This window comes from Clavibacter sp. B3I6 (assembly GCF_030816895.1).
Taxonomy (GTDB): Bacteria; Actinomycetota; Actinomycetes; order Actinomycetales; family Microbacteriaceae; genus Clavibacter.
Genome location: NZ_JAUSYL010000001.1, coordinates 222,399 through 238,798, shown reverse-complemented (window position 1 = coordinate 238,798; position 16,400 = coordinate 222,399). Strand labels below are relative to the sequence as shown.

General features: G+C 75.0%; 17 protein-coding genes and 1 pseudogene. All 18 read right to left on the bottom strand.

The window, feature by feature from the left end:
* Positions 1 to 27: 27 nt before the first annotated feature.
* Positions 28 to 846, bottom strand: a complete 819-nt coding sequence (trpA, locus tag QFZ62_RS01135) for a tryptophan synthase subunit alpha (protein ID WP_307500933.1) — start codon at positions 844 to 846, stop codon at positions 28 to 30.
* The gene (gene trpB / locus QFZ62_RS01130; protein ID WP_307500932.1) at positions 843 to 2,057 is read right to left on the bottom strand and encodes a tryptophan synthase subunit beta; all 1,215 of its coding nucleotides are present in this window, start codon (positions 2,055 to 2,057) and stop codon (positions 843 to 845) included. The genes trpA and trpB overlap by 4 nt, the downstream gene beginning before the upstream one ends.
* A complete protein-coding gene (gene trpC / locus QFZ62_RS01125; protein WP_307500931.1) occupies positions 2,054 to 2,830 on the bottom strand; it encodes an indole-3-glycerol phosphate synthase TrpC in 777 nt (258 codons plus the stop codon). The genes trpB and trpC overlap by 4 nt, the downstream gene beginning before the upstream one ends.
* Entirely contained in the window at positions 2,831 to 3,067 is a 237-nt protein-coding gene (locus tag QFZ62_RS01120) for a DUF6704 family protein (protein WP_307500930.1), read from the bottom strand. It lies immediately after the preceding gene.
* A gap of 40 nt (positions 3,068 to 3,107) precedes the next feature.
* A complete protein-coding gene (locus QFZ62_RS01115; RefSeq protein ID WP_307500929.1) occupies positions 3,108 to 3,812 on the bottom strand; it encodes a Trp biosynthesis-associated membrane protein in 705 nt (234 codons plus the stop codon).
* Complete coding sequence (locus tag QFZ62_RS01110) at positions 3,812 to 5,368, bottom strand: anthranilate synthase component I (RefSeq protein WP_307500928.1); 1,557 nt, start codon at positions 5,366 to 5,368, stop codon at positions 3,812 to 3,814. The genes QFZ62_RS01115 and QFZ62_RS01110 overlap by 1 nt, the downstream gene beginning before the upstream one ends.
* A complete protein-coding gene (gene hisI / locus QFZ62_RS01105; protein WP_307500927.1) occupies positions 5,365 to 5,763 on the bottom strand; it encodes a phosphoribosyl-AMP cyclohydrolase in 399 nt (132 codons plus the stop codon). The genes QFZ62_RS01110 and hisI overlap by 4 nt, the downstream gene beginning before the upstream one ends.
* Positions 5,760 to 6,548 (bottom strand): imidazole glycerol phosphate synthase subunit HisF, encoded by a 789-nt coding sequence (hisF, locus tag QFZ62_RS01100; RefSeq protein ID WP_307500926.1) that lies wholly within the window; start codon positions 6,546 to 6,548, stop codon positions 5,760 to 5,762. The genes hisI and hisF overlap by 4 nt, the downstream gene beginning before the upstream one ends.
* A 2-nt stretch (positions 6,549 to 6,550) precedes the next feature.
* Positions 6,551 to 7,390 (bottom strand): ATP phosphoribosyltransferase, encoded by an 840-nt coding sequence (gene hisG / locus QFZ62_RS01095; RefSeq protein ID WP_307500925.1) that lies wholly within the window; start codon positions 7,388 to 7,390, stop codon positions 6,551 to 6,553.
* A gap of 45 nt (positions 7,391 to 7,435) precedes the next feature.
* Positions 7,436 to 7,699 (bottom strand): phosphoribosyl-ATP diphosphatase, encoded by a 264-nt coding sequence (locus QFZ62_RS01090; RefSeq protein WP_012038459.1) that lies wholly within the window; start codon positions 7,697 to 7,699, stop codon positions 7,436 to 7,438.
* Positions 7,700 to 7,806: 107 nt separating this feature from the next.
* Positions 7,807 to 8,166 (bottom strand): annotated as a pseudogene (locus tag QFZ62_RS01085) (FKBP-type peptidyl-prolyl cis-trans isomerase); the annotation flags it as partial.
* Positions 8,167 to 8,214: 48 nt separating this feature from the next.
* Positions 8,215 to 8,883: a ribulose-phosphate 3-epimerase gene (gene rpe, locus QFZ62_RS01080; RefSeq protein ID WP_307500924.1), complete on the bottom strand. Its 669-nt coding sequence runs from the start codon at positions 8,881 to 8,883 to the stop codon at positions 8,215 to 8,217.
* A gap of 10 nt (positions 8,884 to 8,893) precedes the next feature.
* A complete protein-coding gene (locus tag QFZ62_RS01075) occupies positions 8,894 to 10,396 on the bottom strand; it encodes an RsmB/NOP family class I SAM-dependent RNA methyltransferase (RefSeq protein ID WP_307500923.1) in 1,503 nt (500 codons plus the stop codon).
* Positions 10,393 to 11,310 carry a methionyl-tRNA formyltransferase gene (fmt, locus tag QFZ62_RS01070; RefSeq protein WP_307500922.1) on the bottom strand — a complete coding sequence of 306 codons (918 nt, stop codon included), beginning with the start codon at positions 11,308 to 11,310 and terminating at the stop codon, positions 10,393 to 10,395. Before fmt ends, QFZ62_RS01075 begins: the two co-directional genes overlap by 4 nt.
* Positions 11,311 to 11,404: 94 nt before the next feature.
* Positions 11,405 to 13,492 (bottom strand): primosomal protein N', encoded by a 2,088-nt coding sequence (locus QFZ62_RS01065; protein WP_307500921.1) that lies wholly within the window; start codon positions 13,490 to 13,492, stop codon positions 11,405 to 11,407.
* A 42-nt stretch (positions 13,493 to 13,534) separates the two neighbouring features.
* Entirely contained in the window at positions 13,535 to 14,746 is a 1,212-nt protein-coding gene (metK, locus tag QFZ62_RS01060; RefSeq protein ID WP_307500920.1) for a methionine adenosyltransferase, read from the bottom strand.
* 41 nt (positions 14,747 to 14,787) lie between these two features.
* The gene (gene coaBC, locus QFZ62_RS01055) at positions 14,788 to 16,002 is read right to left on the bottom strand and encodes a bifunctional phosphopantothenoylcysteine decarboxylase/phosphopantothenate--cysteine ligase CoaBC (protein ID WP_373425967.1); all 1,215 of its coding nucleotides are present in this window, start codon (positions 16,000 to 16,002) and stop codon (positions 14,788 to 14,790) included.
* Between the two features lie 81 nt (positions 16,003 to 16,083).
* Positions 16,084 to 16,353 carry a DNA-directed RNA polymerase subunit omega gene (gene rpoZ, locus QFZ62_RS01050; RefSeq protein WP_012038467.1) on the bottom strand — a complete coding sequence of 90 codons (270 nt, stop codon included), beginning with the start codon at positions 16,351 to 16,353 and terminating at the stop codon, positions 16,084 to 16,086.
* Positions 16,354 to 16,400 lie beyond the last annotated feature (47 nt).

The following is a 16,400-nucleotide window of genomic DNA, read 5'->3' as shown; positions in this document are numbered from 1 at the left end:
GGGCGCGGCGGGGCCGCGGGCCGGGGGCTACTGTAGCGCGGTTCCCCGCGCGAGATCGGCCGCGGCGCGGGCGACGCCGGGGACGCCCCCGTCGGCCAGGGCGGCCACGAGCGCGGATCCGACGATGGCCCCGTCGGCGTAGCCGAGGACCTCGCGCACCTGGTCGCCCGTGGAGATGCCGATGCCCACGCACGCGCTCGTCGAGCCCGCGTCCCGAAGGCGGGACACGAGCCCGCGGGCCGCCTGGTCGACGTCCTGGCGGGCGCCCGTGATGCCCATGGTCGAGACCGCGTACACGAAGCCGCGGCTGCGCTCGACGGCCTGGTGCAGGCGCGCCTCGCTCGACGACGGCGCCGCGAGGAACACGCGGTCGAGGCCGGTGCGCTCCGAGGCGGCGAGCCAGTCGGCGCCCTCGTCGGGGATGAGGTCGGGGGTGATGAGGCCGGCGCCGCCCGCGGCGACGATGTCGTCCGCGAAGCGCTCGACGCCGTACTGCACGACGGGGTTCCAGTAGGTCATGAGGAGGACGGGCGCGTCCACGCGCTGGGTGATCGCGTGCAATGCGTCGAAGCCGTCGCGGAGGCGGAAGCCCTGCGCGAGGGCGGTCTGGGTGGCCCGCTGGATGACGGGCCCGTCCATGACGGGGTCGCTGTAGGGCAGGCCGAGCTCGATGACGTCGACGCCGTTCTCGACGAGCGCGACGGCGGCCTCGATGCTCGTCGCGACGTCCGGGAAGCCGACGGGCAGGTACCCGACGAGCGCGCCGGATCCCTGCTCGCGGCGGAGCGCGATGGCCCGCTCGACGGGGCTGCCCTGGGCGGGCGCGGCGTGGGCGGCCGCGTTCACGACTGCTCCGCCCCGGCGTCGATGAGGTCGAAGTACGCGCCCGCGGTCTCCATGTCCTTGTCGCCGCGGCCGCTGAGGTTGATCAGGATGATCCCGTCCGGGCCGAGCTCCTTGCCGAGCTCGAGCGCGCCGGCGAGGGCGTGCGCGGACTCGATGGCCGGGATGATGCCCTCGGTGCGGCTGAGGAGGCGCAGCGCGCTCATGGCCTGGTCGTCCGTGACGGGGCGGTACGTCGCCCGGCCGAGGTCCGAGAGCCACGAGTGCTCGGGTCCCACGCCCGGGTAGTCGAGGCCGGCGGAGATCGAGTGCGAGTCGATGGTCTGCCCGTCCTCGTCCTGGAGCAGGTAGCTGCGCGCACCGTGCAGCATGCCGGGGCGGCCCTTGGTGATGGTGGCGGCCGTGCGCGGGGTGTCCGCGCCGTCGCCGCCGGCCTCGAAGCCGTAGAGGGCGACGTCGGCGTCGTCGAGGAAGGCGTGGAAGATGCCGATGGCGTTGGATCCGCCCCCGACGCACGCGGCGACCGCGTCGGGCAGCCGCCCGGTGAGCGCGAGGACCTGCTCGCGCGCCTCCTCGCCGATGACCTTCTGCAGGTCGCGGACCATGGCCGGGAACGGGTGCGGGCCCGCGACCGTGCCGAAGACGTAGTTCGTGGTCTCGACGTTGGTGACCCAGTCGCGCATCGCGTCGTTGATGGCGTCCTTGAGCGTGCGGGAGCCTGAGCGGACCGGGATCACCTCGGCGCCGAGCAGGCGCATCCGCGCGACGTTGAGGGCCTGGCGCTCGGTGTCGACCTCGCCCATGTAGATGACGCAGTCGAGGCCGAACAGCGCGGCCGCCGTGGCGGTGGCGACGCCGTGCTGGCCCGCGCCCGTCTCGGCGATGATGCGCTTCTTGCCGATCTTCTTCGTGAGCAGGGCCTGGCCCAGCACGTTGTTGATCTTGTGCGAGCCGGTGTGGTTGAGGTCCTCGCGCTTGAGGATGATGCGGGCGCCGCCGGCGTGCTCGGCGAAGCGCGGCACCTCGGTGATGAGGGAGGGACGGCCGGTGTAGCTGCGGTGCAGCTCCCGGAGCTCCGCGATGAAGCCGGGGTCGACCTTCAGCGCGTCCCACGCCTCCGACAGCTCGTCGAGGGCCGCGACGAGCGACTCGGGCACGTACCGCCCGCCGAACTCGCCGAAGTACGGGCCGGTCACGCTGCGGAGGTCGGTCATGGTCGGGTCTCCAGGAACTCGGACAGGGTGCGGACGGGATCGCCCGTGACGAGGGCCTCGCCCACGAGGACGACGTCCGCACCGGAGCGGCGGTAGTGGGCCACGTCGTCCGCGGTCGTGACCGCGGACTCGGCGATGCGGACGACGCCCGCGGGGATCGAGTCGGCGAGGCGGCCGAAGAGGTCCCGGTCGAGCTCGAACGTGGTGAGGTCCCGGGCGTTGACGCCGACGACCTGGGCGCCGAGGTCGAGGGCGCGGGACACCTCCTCGGCCGAGTGCGTCTCGACGAGGGCGGTCATGCCGAGCTCGCCGATGAGGGCGTGCAGCTCGACGAGGGTGGGCTGGTCGAGCGCGGCCACGATGAGGAGGACGAGGTCGGCGCCGGACGCGCGCGCCTCGAGCACCTGGTAGGCCTCGCCGATGAAGTCCTTGCGGAGCACGGGGATGGAGACCGCGTCGCGGACCTGCTCGAGGTCGTGCAGCGACCCGCCGAACCGGCGGCCCTCCGTGAGCACGCTGATGGCGCTGGCGCCGCCGGTCTCGTATCGCGAGGCGAGGAGCGCGGGATCGGGGATCTCGGCGAGGGCGCCGCGCGAGGGGCTGGAGCGCTTGACCTCGGCGATGATCTTGACGCGGTCGGCCGGGGCGAGGGCGCTCAGGGCGTCGAGGGCCGCCGGACGCGCGAGCGCGTCGGCCTCGACCTGGGCGAGGGGGCGCAGCTCGCGTCGGGCGGCCGCGTCCTCCCGGGCGCCGGCGAGGAGGTCGCCCAGCATCTAGGAGTGCGCCTTGGTGGGCGCCGTGCGGTGGCCGTCCACGCCGTAGCCGAGCTTCTTCATGATGCCGCCGATGACGAACGCGAGCACGACGACCCCCGCCGAGATCCACACGACGGGCACGATGGCGAACCAGAACGCGATCGTGCCGACGGCGAAGCCGATGAGCGCGATGACGACGGCCGTCCAGGCCGCCGGCGAGTTGCCGTGGCCGGACTCTGCGGGCTGGGTGGACATGCGTGCTCCTCGGGGGTCGTGCGATCGGGACGGGTCGAGTCTACCGGGCGTCGCCGACACGGCCGTCGGCCTCGGGACGGGCCGCAGTGGTGTCCGGGCGCGTGCCGCCGACGGCGTCGGACGGGACGTCGGCGGGCGCCTCGTCCGCGTCGCGGCGGGTGGGATCCGCGCCGCCGCTCAGGCTGTCCCAGGCGGCGACCGGGTCCTCGCGCGGGACGATGCGGCGGGCCGGGACGTCGGTCGGCGCGTCGTAGCGGGAGCGGCGCGTGGGCCAGCGCGGGCCGGTGATCGCGACGACGAGGCCCGTGAGCGCGGAGGCGATGCCCGCGGCGAGCGTGACGTGGCCCCACGGCGTCGTGGTCCAGCCGACCACGAGGTCGGCGACGGGCGCGGATCCGGCGACGCCCGTGACCGTCGTGACCGCGGCCTCGCCCGCCTGGACGGGGCCCGCGACGGCCGCGAGGGCCGTGAGCGCGACGGTCGCGCCGATGAGCGCCTGCAGCACGCCGAGGACGACGCGGAGCGCACGGCCCGCGATGGCGAGCGCCCCGGCGAGGGCGAGGCTGGAGAGCGCGAGCGCGCTGAGGGCGGGCGCCGCGACGCTGCCCGGGACGGGGATGAGCGCGGGGGCCTGCCCGCCGATGCGGAGCGTCGACCAGTCCTGGGACCAGCCGAGGAAGGTGGCGGCGCTCGTCGCGAGGACGAGCAGGAGGGCGAGCGACTTCGTGCGGCGGGTGACGCGCATCAGCGCACGCGCCGCATGGCCTCGGCGACGGCGACGGCGCGGAGCGGCGCGGCGGCCTTGTTCTGCGACTCCAGGTACTCGGCGTCGGGGTCGGAGTCGGCGACCATGCCGCCGCCGGCCTGCACGTGCGCGACGCCGCCGACGATGGTGGCCGTGCGGATCGCGATGGCGAGGTCGGCGTCGCCCGCGAAGTCGAAGTAGCCCACCACTCCCCCGTACACGCCGCGCTGGGCGGGCTCGAGCTCGTCGATGATCTGCAGCGCGCGGGGCTTCGGCGCGCCCGACAGCGTGCCGGCCGGGAAGGTGGCGCGGAAGACGTCGATGCTCGAGACGCCGGGCCGCAGCGTGCCCTCGACCGAGCTGACCAGGTGCATGATGTGGCTGAACCGCTCGACGCGCATGAACTCGGTGACCTCGACGGATCCCGGGGCGCAGGCCTTCAGCATGTCGTTGCGGGCGAGGTCCACCAGCATGAGGTGCTCGGCGCGCTCCTTCGGGTCCGCCAGGAGCGACTCCTCGTGGGCGACGTCCTCCTCCACGGTGCCGCCGCGCGGGCGGGATCCCGCGATGGGGTGCATGTAGACGTGGTCGTCGGTGACCGTGACGAGCGCCTCGGGCGACGAGCCGACGATCGAGTACGGCGTCCCGTCGGCGTCCTCGAGGGTGAGCAGGTACATGTACGGGCTCGGGTTGAGCACGCGCAGGATCCGGTAGACGTCGATGGGGTCGGCCGTGGTCGGCTGGTCGAAGCGCTGCGAGACGACCACCTGGAACACGTCGCCCTCGTGGATGTGGTGCTTGCTGCGCGCGATGGACGCGTGGAAGTCGGCGGGCGCGGTGCGGAGCGTCGGCGAGGGCTGCGCCTGCAGGTCGACCTCCGCGAGGAACGTCTCCGCCGGCCGCGCGAGGTCGGCCTGCATGCGGTCGAGGCGCGCCTGCGCGTCCGCCCACATGGCGTCCTCGTCGTCGACGCCGTCGTTGAGGGCGGTGGCCACGAGGGTCACGGTGCCGCGGCGGTGGTCGAGGACGGCGAGCTCGGACACGAAGGACAGGGCCTGCCCGGGGACGGGCACCTCGGCCGGCGGGCGGTCCGGCAGGCGCTCGATCTGGCGCACCGCCTCCCAGCCGATGAAGCCGACGAGGCCGCCGGTGAGGGGCGGCAGGCCGGGGATCCGCGGCGTCTCCCAGCGCGCGTAGAGCGCGGCGAGGGCGGCGAGCGGGCCGTCGGGCGCGTCGTCGCCGAGGGCGCGCCGCTCGTCGAGGCCGTAGTCGAGCCAGCGCGCGGAGTCGCCGTGCTGCGTGAGCACGCCGAAGGACGAGACGCCGACGAAGGAGAACCGCGTCCAGATGCCGCCCTGGCCGGCGGACTCGAGAAGGAAGCTGCCCGGGCGGCCGGCGGTGAGCTTGCGGTGGACGCCCACGGGGGTCTCGCCGTCGGCGAAGACCTCGCGGAGCACGGGGATGACCCGGTGGTCGGCGGCGAGGGCGCGGAAGCCCTCGCGCGTGGTGCTGCCGGGAGCGGGGACGGACGACGCCGCGCGCGGGGTGGTGGTCATGTGCGGGGCCCTTCGTCGGCGGCGGGACGCGCGGCGGTGACGGGGTGGAGGTGGTCGGCGTCGAAGCACGTGCGCGTGCCGGTGTGGCAGGCCACCCCCACCTGGTCGACCTGGACGAGGACCGTGTCGCCGTCGCAGTCGAGGGCCGCGTCGCGGACGTACTGGGCGTGGCCGGAGGTGTCGCCCTTCCGCCAGTACTCCTGACGGGAACGCGACCAGAAGGTGACGCGCCCGGTGGTGAGCGTGCGGCGGAGCGCCTCGCGGTCCATGTACCCGAGCATGAGCACCTCGCGCGTGTCGTGCTGCTGGATCACGGCGGGCAGGAGCCCGTCGTCGGCGAAGGAGGCGCGGGCGAGGATCCCGTCCACGTCGGGGAGGGCGACGGAGCCGCTCATCGTCGGACCACCTGACCGGCGTCCCGCAGGGCGCCCTTGACGTCGCCGATCGTGAACCGGCGGGAGTGGAAGACGCTCGCGGCGAGCACGGCGTCGGCGCCGGCCTCGATGGCGGGCGCGAAGTGGTCGAGCTCGCCCGCTCCGCCCGAGGCGATGACGGGCACGCGGCTCGCGGCGCGCATCGCGGCCACCAGCTCGAGGTCGAAGCCGTCGCGCGTGCCGTCGGCGTCGATGGAGTTGACGAGCAGCTCGCCCGCGCCGCGCTCGACGGCCTCGCAGGCCCAGGCGACGGCGTCGAGGGCCGTGCGCGTGCGGCCGCCGTGCGTGGTGACGACGAAGCCGGACTCCGTGTCGCCGCGGGTCACGTCGAGCGAGAGCACGCACACCTGCGCGCCGAACCGGTCCGCGATCTCGCCCACGAGGTCGGGCCGGGCGATGGCCGCGCTGTTGACGCCGATCTTGTCGGCGCCGCTCGCGAGGAGGCGGGCCACGTCGTCGGCGCTGCGCACGCCCCCGCCCACGGTCAGCGGGATGAAGACCTGCTCGGCGGTCGCGCTCACGACGTCGTACATCGTCGAGCGGTCCTCGACCGTGGCCGTGACGTCGAGGAAGGTGAGCTCGTCGGCGCCCTGCTCGTAGTAGAGGCGCGCGAGCCCGACGGGATCGCCCGCGTCCTGCAGGTCGAGGAAGTTGACGCCCTTGACGACGCGGCCGGCGGCCACGTCGAGGCACGGGATGACGCGGACGGCGAGCTCCGCGGCAGGACGGTCCGAGGCGGCGGCCACGGTCAGATCCTGGCGGCGTGGATCGGGCTGACCAGGATGGCGCGCGCGCCGACCTCGTGCAGGCGGTCCATGATCTGGTTCGTGTCGTCGCGCGGCACCATCGAGCGCACGGCGACCCAGGCGGGGTCCTGCAGCGGCGAGATGGTGGGCGACTCGATGCCGGGCGTGATGGCGGTCGCGGCGTCGAGGAGGTCGAGCGGCACGTCGTAGTCCATGAGCACGTAGCGGCGCGCCACCAGCACGCCCTCGAGGCGCCGCAGCAGCGTCGACGCGCCGGGCTTCTCTTCGGTCCCCGAGATGAGCACGGCGGTGGAGCGCAGGATCACGGGGCCGAAGATCTCGAGCCCGGCCTTGCGCAGCGTGGTGCCGGTCTCGACCACGTCGGCGATCGCGTCGGCGACCCCGAGCTGGATGGCCGACTCGACCGCGCCGTCGAGGCGGATGAGCTGCGCCTCGACGCCGTGCTCGCGGAGGAAGCCGCCGACGAGGACCGGGTAGCTCGTGGCGATGCGGACGCCCGCGAGGTCGGCCAGGTCGGCGAACCGGCCGACGGGACCCGCGAAGCGGAACGTGGATCCCGCGAAGCCGAGCTCGGCGGTCTCGGTCGCGTCCGAGGACGAGTCGATGAGGAGGTCGCGGCCGGTGATGCCGACGTCGAGGGCGCCGGATCCGACGTAGGTCGCGATGTCACGCGGGCGGAGGTAGAAGAACTCGACGTCGTTGCGCGCGTCGAGGACGTAGAGCTCCTTGGGGTCGCGGCGGCCGGCGTACCCGGCCTCCGCGAGCATCTGGGCGGCGGTCTCGGCGAGCGAGCCCTTGTTGGGCACGGCGACACGGAGCATGGGGATCACTTCTTCTCTGGAGGGGGTCGACGGGTGACTCGCGCGTCACAGATGTCGGCCGACGTCCTCCAGGGTGAGGCCGCGCGCGATCATCATGACCTGCACGTGGTACAGCAGCTGCGAGATCTCCTCGGCGGCGCGGTCGTCGGACTCGTGCTCGGCGGCCATCCAGACCTCCGCGGCCTCCTCGACGACCTTCTTGCCGATCGCGTGGACGCCGCCGTCGAGCTCGCGGACGGTGCCGGACCCCTCGGGCCGCTCGGCGGCGATGCGGGTCAGCTCGCCGAACAGGTCATCGAAGGTCTTCACGTGCTCCAGGGTACAGGCCGGGCGCGCGGCCGCCGCACGACGACGGGAGGCCGGGAGCCCTCGGCTCCCGGCCTCCCGGTGGTGGTGCGGACGGGTCCTAGCCCACGCCCCTGCAGGTCGATCACGAAGATCAGGGTGCGGCCGGACAGGCGGTGGCCGCCGCCGGCGGGGCCGTAGGCGAGCTCCGGCGGGACGACGAGCTGGCGGCGTCCGCCGACCTTCATGCCGGGGATGCCCTGCTGCCAGCCGGCGATGAGGCTGCGGAGCGGGAAGTTCACGGACTGGCCGCGGCTCCACGAGGAGTCGAACTCCTCGCCGGTCTCGTAGTCGACGCCGAGGTAGTGCACGTCGACCGTGTCGCCGGGCTGGGCCTCGGGGCCGTCGCCCACGGTGATGTCGGAGATGGTGAGCTCTGCGGGGGCCGGGCCGTCGACGGGCTCGACCTCGGGCTTCGTGTTGTCGGTCATGGATCCAGTCAAGCAGATCCGGCCGGCCGCACCCGTGCCCGGGATCCGTCAGTGCGCGTGCACGTGCCCCTCGGCGGCGCGACGCAGCTCGGCGATGGCGGACTCCGGGTCGCCGCCGCGGAAGACGCCGGATCCGGAGACGAACGTGTCGGCGCCGGCCTCGGCCGCGCGGCCGATGGTCTCGACGTCGATGCCGCCGTCGACCTGGAGCCACACGTCGTGGCCGCTGTCGCGGAGGCGCGCGCGGAGGGCGCGCAGCTTCGGCATCGTCTCGGGCATGAAGGACTGGCCGCCGAACCCGGGCTCCACCGTCATCACGAGGACCTGGTCGAACTCGTGGAGGAGGTCGAGGTAGTCGTCGACGGGCGTGCCGGGCTTCAGCGCGATGCCGGCGCGCGCGCCGATGTCGCGGAGCCGGCGGGCCAGCGCCACGGGCTCGCGCGTGGCCTCGGCGTGGAAGGTGACGCTCGCGGCGCCCGCCTCCGCGTAGCCGGGGGCCCAGCGGTCGACGTCGTCGATCATGAGGTGGATGTCGAGCGGCACCGGCGTCACCTGCTGGAGGCGCTCGACCATGGGCAGCCCGAACGTGAGGTTGGGGACGAAGTGGTTGTCCATGATGTCGACGTGCACGAGGTCGGCGGTCCGGAGGCGCTGGATCTCGCGCTCCAGGTTCGCGAAGTCGGCGGACAGGATGCTCGGTTCGATGCGGACGGGCATGCTCCCGACCCTACCCGCGGGTCAGGAGGGCGATGAACATGGCGTCCGTGCCGTGCCGGTGCGGCCAGAGCTGCACGCTGGATCCGCGGTCCGCGGCGTCGCCCTCGGCCTCCGGCAGCTCCAGGTCGCCGTCGGCCACCTCCTGGAGCACCGCGCGCGTGTCGAGCGCGGTGACGTCGGGGTGGCGCTGCAGCGCGGCCTGGACGATGGCGCGGGTCTCGGCGAGGTGCGGCGAGCACGTGACGTAGGCGAGGATCCCGCCGGGCGCGAGCGCGCCGATCGCGGAGTCGATGAGGCCCGTCTGCAGGGCGCCGAGACCGGCGACGTCGCGCGGGGACTTCCGCCACCGCGCCTCGGGACGGCGGCGGAGCGCGCCGAGGCCGCTGCACGGGGCGTCGAGGAGGATCCGGTCGAACGCGTGCGGGTGCTCCTCCCCCACGGTCGTGCCGTCGGCCTCCCACACCTCGGTGTCGCCGGGGACGGCGCGGAGGGCGTCGCGGACGAGACCGGCGCGCGCGGGGACGAGCTCGTTCGCGGTGAGGAGGGCGCCGGACCGGCCGGCCTCGGCGGCCAGCAGCGCGGCCTTGCCGCCGGGGCCGGCGCAGAGGTCGAGCCAGCGCTCGCCGGGGGTCACGGCACGCGCGCGGCTGAGCGCGAGGGCCGCGAGCTGCGAGCCCTCGTCCTGCACGCGGACGCGGCCCTCGGCGACGCCCGGGGCGTCCATCGGGTCGCCGCCCTCGAGGTACGCGCCGACGGGCGAGAAGGCGGCGGGCTGCTCGCCGGTCTCCGCGACGGTCGCGAGCCCGGGCAGCGCCACGAGGCTGACGGCGGGCGCGACGTTGTCGGCGCGCAGCAGGTCCTCGAGCTCGTCGGCGCGGCCCTCGCGGGCGAGCGCCTGGCGGAAGGCGCGGAGCACCCAGAGCGGGTGGGAGTGCTCGAGCGCGAGGCGCTCGTCGTCGCTCGCGGCGCTGTCGAGGACGCGCTGGCGCCACTCCGCGGGCTCCGAGCGCGTGATGGTCCGGAGCACGCCGTTGACGAAGCCGGTCGCGGAGCGGGACCCGACCGCGCGCGCCATGTCGACGCCCTCGTTGACGGCCGCGTGGGTGGCGACGCGCATGCTGAGCAGCTGGTGCACCGAGAGGCGCAGCACGTCGAGGATGGGCGCGTCGATCGCGGAGACGGGGCGGCCGGCCGCCAGCTCGATCACGCGGTCGTAGTAGCCGGACATGCGGAGCGTGCCGTAGGCGAGCTCCGTGGCCAGGGCCGCGTCCTGCGCGGAGAGGGCCGCGCGGCGGATCCGCACGGGCAGCAGGAGGTTCGCGTACGCGTCGGACTCGCGGACCGCGCTGATCACCTCGTAGGCGACGCGGCGGGCGGGGCTGACCGTCGCGGGGCCGCCGACGTCGGCGCGGTCGCGCTCGGGCGCGCGGCCGCGGTCGTCGGGCCGGCGGCCTCCTCCTGCGGGACGTCGGCCGCCCGGGCGGCGGGCGGGGGATCCGGTGCTGTCGCTCATCGTGCGGTGACGTCCTCCTCGGTGACGCCGCGCCACCAGTCGGCGGCGGGCATGGGGCTCTTCCCCGCGGGCTGCACCTGGATGAGCTCCACGGGGTGGCCGGCGGTGCCGACGACGACACGCCCGCCGACGGAGGCGATGCGCCCGGGCTCGAGCGGCGCGGCGTCGCGGAGGACCGCGGCGCGGTGGACCTTGAGGCGCACGTCGCCCACGGACGTGTGCGCGCCGGGCTCGGGCGTCACGCCGCGGATGCGCGCGAGCACCTCGTCCGCGGGACGCGCCCAGTCGACGCGGCCGTCCTCGATGGTCGTCTTCGGCGCGAGCGTGGGCTCGCCCTCCTGCGGGCGGGCGACGGCGGTGCCGTCCGCGATCCCGTCGACCGTGCGGACGAGCAGGTCGGCACCCTGGACCGCGAGGGCTTCGAGCACGTGGCCGGCCGTCTCGTGGTCGCCCGTGGGGCGCTCCTCCATCGCGAAGACGGGACCGGTGTCCATGCCGCGCTCGAGCTGGAACACGCTCGCGCCCGTGACGCGCTCGCCCGCCATGATCGAGCGCTGGACGGGCGCGGCGCCGCGCCAGCGCGGGAGCAGCGAGAAGTGCAGGTTGATCCAGCCGTGCACGGGCGTCGCGAGCAGCGGCTCGCGGACGAGGCCGCCGTACGCGACGATGACGCCGAGGTCCGCCCCGACCGCCGCGACGCGGGCCGTCGCCTCCTCGTCGAGCCGGTTCGTGCGGAGCGTCGGGATGCCGAGGCGCTCGGCCTCGGCGGCGACGGGCGAGGGGGTGAGCACGCGCTTGCGCCCGAGCGGCGCGTCCGCGCGCGTGACGACGAGCGCGACCTCGTGGCCGGACGCCGCGAGCAGCTGGAGCGAGGGCACGGCCGCGAGGGGCGTGCCGGCGAAGACGAGTCTCATGCGGATCCCTCCCGGGGACGGCGTGCGGGGTGAGCGGCGGAGGCGGGTGCCGGGGCGACGGCGTCCGGGGCGCGGGCGGCGCGTCGGACGCGGATCAGAACAGGCCCGTGTCGTCGAACCGTACACGGAGCGGGACCGTGGGCCGGAACCCGGTGCGTCCGGCGACGGGCTTCCGCCGGCTCGAGGCGGTGCGCACGACGGCCGCCCGGAGCTCGCGCGCGGCGTCGGCCCCGCTCGCGTAGTCGAGCCGGACGATCGCCCGCACCTTGCCGCCCTCGGTGGGCACGGGACCCAGGACGTCGACCCCGGCGATCCCGTCGAGCCGCTCGACCGCGGCGCCGACCGCGTCCGGCAGCCCCTCGACGCTCGCCGCGCGCACCGCGGGCGGGAACCGGAGGGCGCGGCGCTCGAGGAGCTCCTCGCGCGCGTAGCGCGGCTGCTGCCACGTGGCGAGGGCGCGGGCGACCTGGCCGCCGACGCCCACGAGCATCACGGGCGCGCGCGGAGCCGCGAGGGCCGCGGCGTTCGACCACTGCCGGAGCACGTCCTCCCCCACCCGCAGGCTCTCGCGCGCGAGCATCCGCTCGCCGTCGAGGAGGAGGATCGCCCGGTAGCCGCCCGCGGCCACGGGCTCGGCGCCGCGCGTGGCGACGACGAGCCGGGACTCGGCGTCGACCTCCTGCACGTGGCGCTCGCCGTCGGCCAGCACCACCTGCACGCCGGGGAACGCGCGACCCAGCTCCTCCGCCGTCCGGCCGGCGCCGATGGTGACGAGGCGCAGCTCGTCGGACCCGCAGTTCGCGCAGCGCCAGTCGCCGGCCAGGTGCCCGCACCAGCCGCACGTGGGGGTGCTCGTGGCGGTGGACATGCCGAGCGGGCCGGTGCAGACGGTGCAGCGCGCGGCCTGACGGCACGCCCGGCACGCCACGAGCGGCGCGTAGCCGGGCCGCGCGACCTGGATGAGGACCGGCCCGTGCTCGACGGCGTCCTTCGCGGCGCGCCAGGCGCCCGACGGGATCCGGGCCTGCCGGGCGAAGCCCTCGTCGCCCGTCTGCGAGGTGGTCGGGATCACGCGCGGCGGCCGGGCGACCACGGGCGACGCGGTGCCGAGGTACCCGATCGCGACGAGCCGCTCGACCTCGGTGCTCCGTGAGTGCGCGAGCAGCACGAGCGCCGTGGCCTGCTGCCTGCTGCGGAGGAGCGCGACGTCGCGGGCGTGGGCGTAGGGGCTGAGGGGCTCGGCATGCAGCGGGTCGCCCTCGTCCCACAGGGCGACGAGGCCGAGGCGCGGAGCGGGCGCGTACACGGCCGACCGGTTGCCGACGACGATGCGCGGCGCGTCCCCGAGGCCCGCGAGGAACGAGCGGTAGCGGTCGGGGCCGGACTGGCGCGCGTCGGTGCGCAGCACGGACCCGGCCGGCGCGTGCGCCGCGAGGGCGGCCTCGAGCTGGTCCTGGTCGCGGTAGTCGGGCACGACGAGGATGCTGCTGCGTCCCGACGCGAGCACGCGCGCGGCGGCCTGGGCGAGCGTGACCGCCCAGCGGCCGGCCCACGCGCCGCCGGGGAGCTCGACGACCTCGGGGATCGCGTCGACGGCCAGGCGTCCGGATCCGTCGACCGCGGCGGCGAGGCCCTCGGGCGCGTAGCCGTCGACGGGCGGCAGCGCGCCGGGGTCGACGGGAGCGTCGGCCGCGGGGGCGTCGTCCGCGGCGGCCGGGTCACCCTCGGCGGCGGTCTCCAAGGCGGCCAGGTGCGCCTTCTCCACGCGCACCTGGCGCGGCGGCACGGCGAGCCGGATCACGTCGGACGCGGTCCCGGCCTGCCGGTCGGCGACCTCCCGAGCGAGCGCCCAGATCTCCGGGAGCAGCACGGGCAGCGGCGACACGACCTGCTCCACCTCGCTGAGCGTGCCGTCGTAGCCGCCGCCGTCGCCGACCCCGACGACGTAGCCGTCGGCCACGCGGCCCGCGGACCGGAGCGGCACGCGCACGCGCACGCCGGGCACGCACGTCGCGCGCAGCGCCTCGGGCACCGCGTAGTCGAACAGCCGGTCGAGCTGCGGCAGCGGCGAGTCGACCATGACCCGCACCACGGGCGGGCGCACCGGTGCATCCGCGGACGTCGGCACCGGGACGGGCGTCGCGGCGCCGTCCGCGTGCGCGCCGTCCGCCTCCGCCGTCATCGCGCTCCCCCGCTCACGCGGCGGCTCGTGCGACCGGGCGCGTCAGAGCCCCGCGGCGCTCTGCAGGTCGGCGACACGGTCGAGCGCCTCCCAGGTGAAGTCCGGCAGCTCGCGGCCGAAGTGCCCGTAGGCGGCGGTCTGCGCGTAGATGGGACGGAGCAGGTCGAGCTGCTCGACGATGGCGGCGGGACGCAGGTCGAAGGTCTCGCGGATCGCGCGGACGATGCGGTCCTCGGGCACGTGCGCCGTGCCGAACGTCTCGACGTACAGCCCCACGGGCGCGGCCTTGCCGATCGCGTACGCGACCTGCACCTCGAGCCGGTCGGCGAGGCCCGCGGCGACCGCGTTCTTCGCGACCCAGCGCATGGCGTACGCGGCGCTGCGGTCGACCTTCGACGGGTCCTTGCCGCTGAACGCGCCGCCGCCGTGCCGGCTGAACCCGCCGTAGGTGTCGACGATGATCTTCCGGCCCGTGAGCCCGGCGTCGCCCTTCGGCCCGCCGATCTCGAACTTGCCCGTCGGGTTGATGAGCATCGTCGCGTCGCGCGAGTCGAGCTCGATGCCGATCTCGGCCGCCTCCGCGAGCACGGGCCGGATGACGTGCTCCTCGACCTCGCGGCGGAGGTCCTCCTGGGAGACCTGCGGGCCGTGCTGCGTGCTGAGCACGACGGTGTCGACCGTGCGCGGGACGAGCCCCTCGTAGCCGATGGTGACCTGCGTCTTGCCGTCGGGCCGCAGGTACGCGAGCTCGCCCGCGTGGCGGACCGCCGCGAGGCGCTCGGCGAGGCGGTGCGCGAGGTAGATGGGCAGGGGCATGAAGACGGGGGTGTCGCGCGAGGCGTAGCCGAACATGAGGCCCTGGTCGCCGGCGCCCTGGAGGTCGCGCGCGTCCGTGGACGCGGATCCCGAGCGGGACTCGTACGAGCGGTCGACGCCCTGCGCGATGTCGGGCGACTGCGCGCCGATGGAGACCGTGACGCCGCAGTTGCTGCCGTCGAACCCGACCTCGGAGGAGTCGTAGCCGATGTCCCGGATGCGGTCGCGCACGATCTGCGGGATGTCGACGTAGCCCGAGGTGGTGACCTCGCCCGCAACGTGCACGAGGCCCGTGGTGACGAGCGTCTCGACGGCCGCGCGGCTCGCCGGGTCCTGGGTGAGGAGCGCGTCGAGGATGCTGTCCGAGATCTGGTCGCAGATCTTGTCCGGGTGGCCCTCGGTGACGGACTCGGAGGTGAACAGGCGCAGGTCGGTCACGGGGGGAGCTCCAGGGGGATCGCGTGGTCGCGCGCCGTCCGCTACACAGGCGTCGGCGTGCCCACTACGTCGAGAATTCGATGGGCGACCTGCTCCTTGGAGCCGGAGGCCTCGGCCAGTGTATCTCCGGTCCTCCCGAGCACCGTGATCGCGTTGCCCTCCGTGGCGAACCCTTGCGACCACCCCACCCTGTTGAGGACGAGCAGGTCGCAGCCCTTCCGCGCGAGCTTCGCGCGGCCGATCCGCAGCAGCTCCGCCGGGTCCTCCTCGGTCTCCGCGGCGAAGCCGACGACGAGGCGGTGCGAGCCGTCCGCCCGCGGCACGGCGGCGTCGGCCGCGAGGCGCTGCAGGATGTCCGGGTTGCGCACGAGGGCGACGGACAGCTCGTCCCCCGCCTCCTCCTTCTTGATCTTGCCGGCGGACACCGCGACGGGCCGGTAGTCGGCCACGGCCGCGGCCATGATCACGACGTCGGCGCCCTCCGCCTCGCGCACCATGGCGTCCTCGAGCTCGAGCGCGGTGGACACGGGCACCACGCGGACGCCCGTCGGCGCGGGGACCTCGAGGTGCGCGGCGACGAGCACGACGTCGGCGCCGCGGTCGCGCGCGGCGGTCGCGAGGGCGACGCCCTGCCGGCCCGAGGAGCGGTTGCCGAGGAACCGCACGGGGTCCAGCGGCTCGCGCGTGCCGCCCGCGGAGACGACGACGCGCCGGCCCGCGAGGTCACGGCCGCCCGGGCGGACGGCGGCGAGGGCGGCGGCCAGCACGTCCTCGACCTCGGCCATGCGGCCGGGCCCGGAGTCCGTGCCGGTGAGGCGACCCGAGGTGGGGCCGATGAGCGTCGCGCCGCGCGCGCGCAGGATGGCCGCGTTCGCCTGGGTCGCCGGGTGCTGCCACATCTCGGTGTGCATCGCGGGGGCGATGACGAGGGGCGCGCGGCTCGCGAGGATGGTGGTGCCGAGCAGGTCGTCGGAGAGGCCGAGGGCCATCGACGCCAGCGTGTGGGCGGTGGCCGGGGCGACGACGATGAGGTCGGCCTTCTGGCCCAGCGCGACGTGGCGCACCTCGGAGACCCCGTCGTAGAGGTCGCTCGTGACCGGGTTCCGGCTCACGGCCTCCAGGGTCGGCTTGCCGACGAAGCGGAGCGCGGCCTCGGTGGGCACGACGTGCACGTCGTGGCCGAGCAGCACGAGGCCGCGGACCACGCCGACGGCCTTGTAGGCCGCGATGCCGCCCGTGATCCCCACGACGACCATCACGCGGCGGCGCTCCGGGGCTCGGAGGCCGGGGGCTCGTGCGGCGTGCGGTCGGCGCGGGTCATCCGGGACGGCGGGCGGCTAGGAGGCCGCGGGCTCCACGATGGGCGTGGCGACGAGCTTGTCCTCGTTGATCTCGTGCATGGCGACCGAGAGGGGCTTGTCGTCGATGGTGGAGTCGACGAGCGGCCCCACGTTGTCGAACAGGCTGCCCTCGTGGAGGTCGGCGTAGTAGTCGTTGATCTGGCGGGCCCGCTTGGAGGCGAAGATCACGAGCGCGTACTTCGAGTCGACCTTCGAGAGGAGCTCGTCGATGGGCGGGTCGATGATGCCCTGGGTCTTGTCAACCATGGATGTGCCGCTTCCTCATTACATGGACGAAGGCCGTCCGGGTCCGG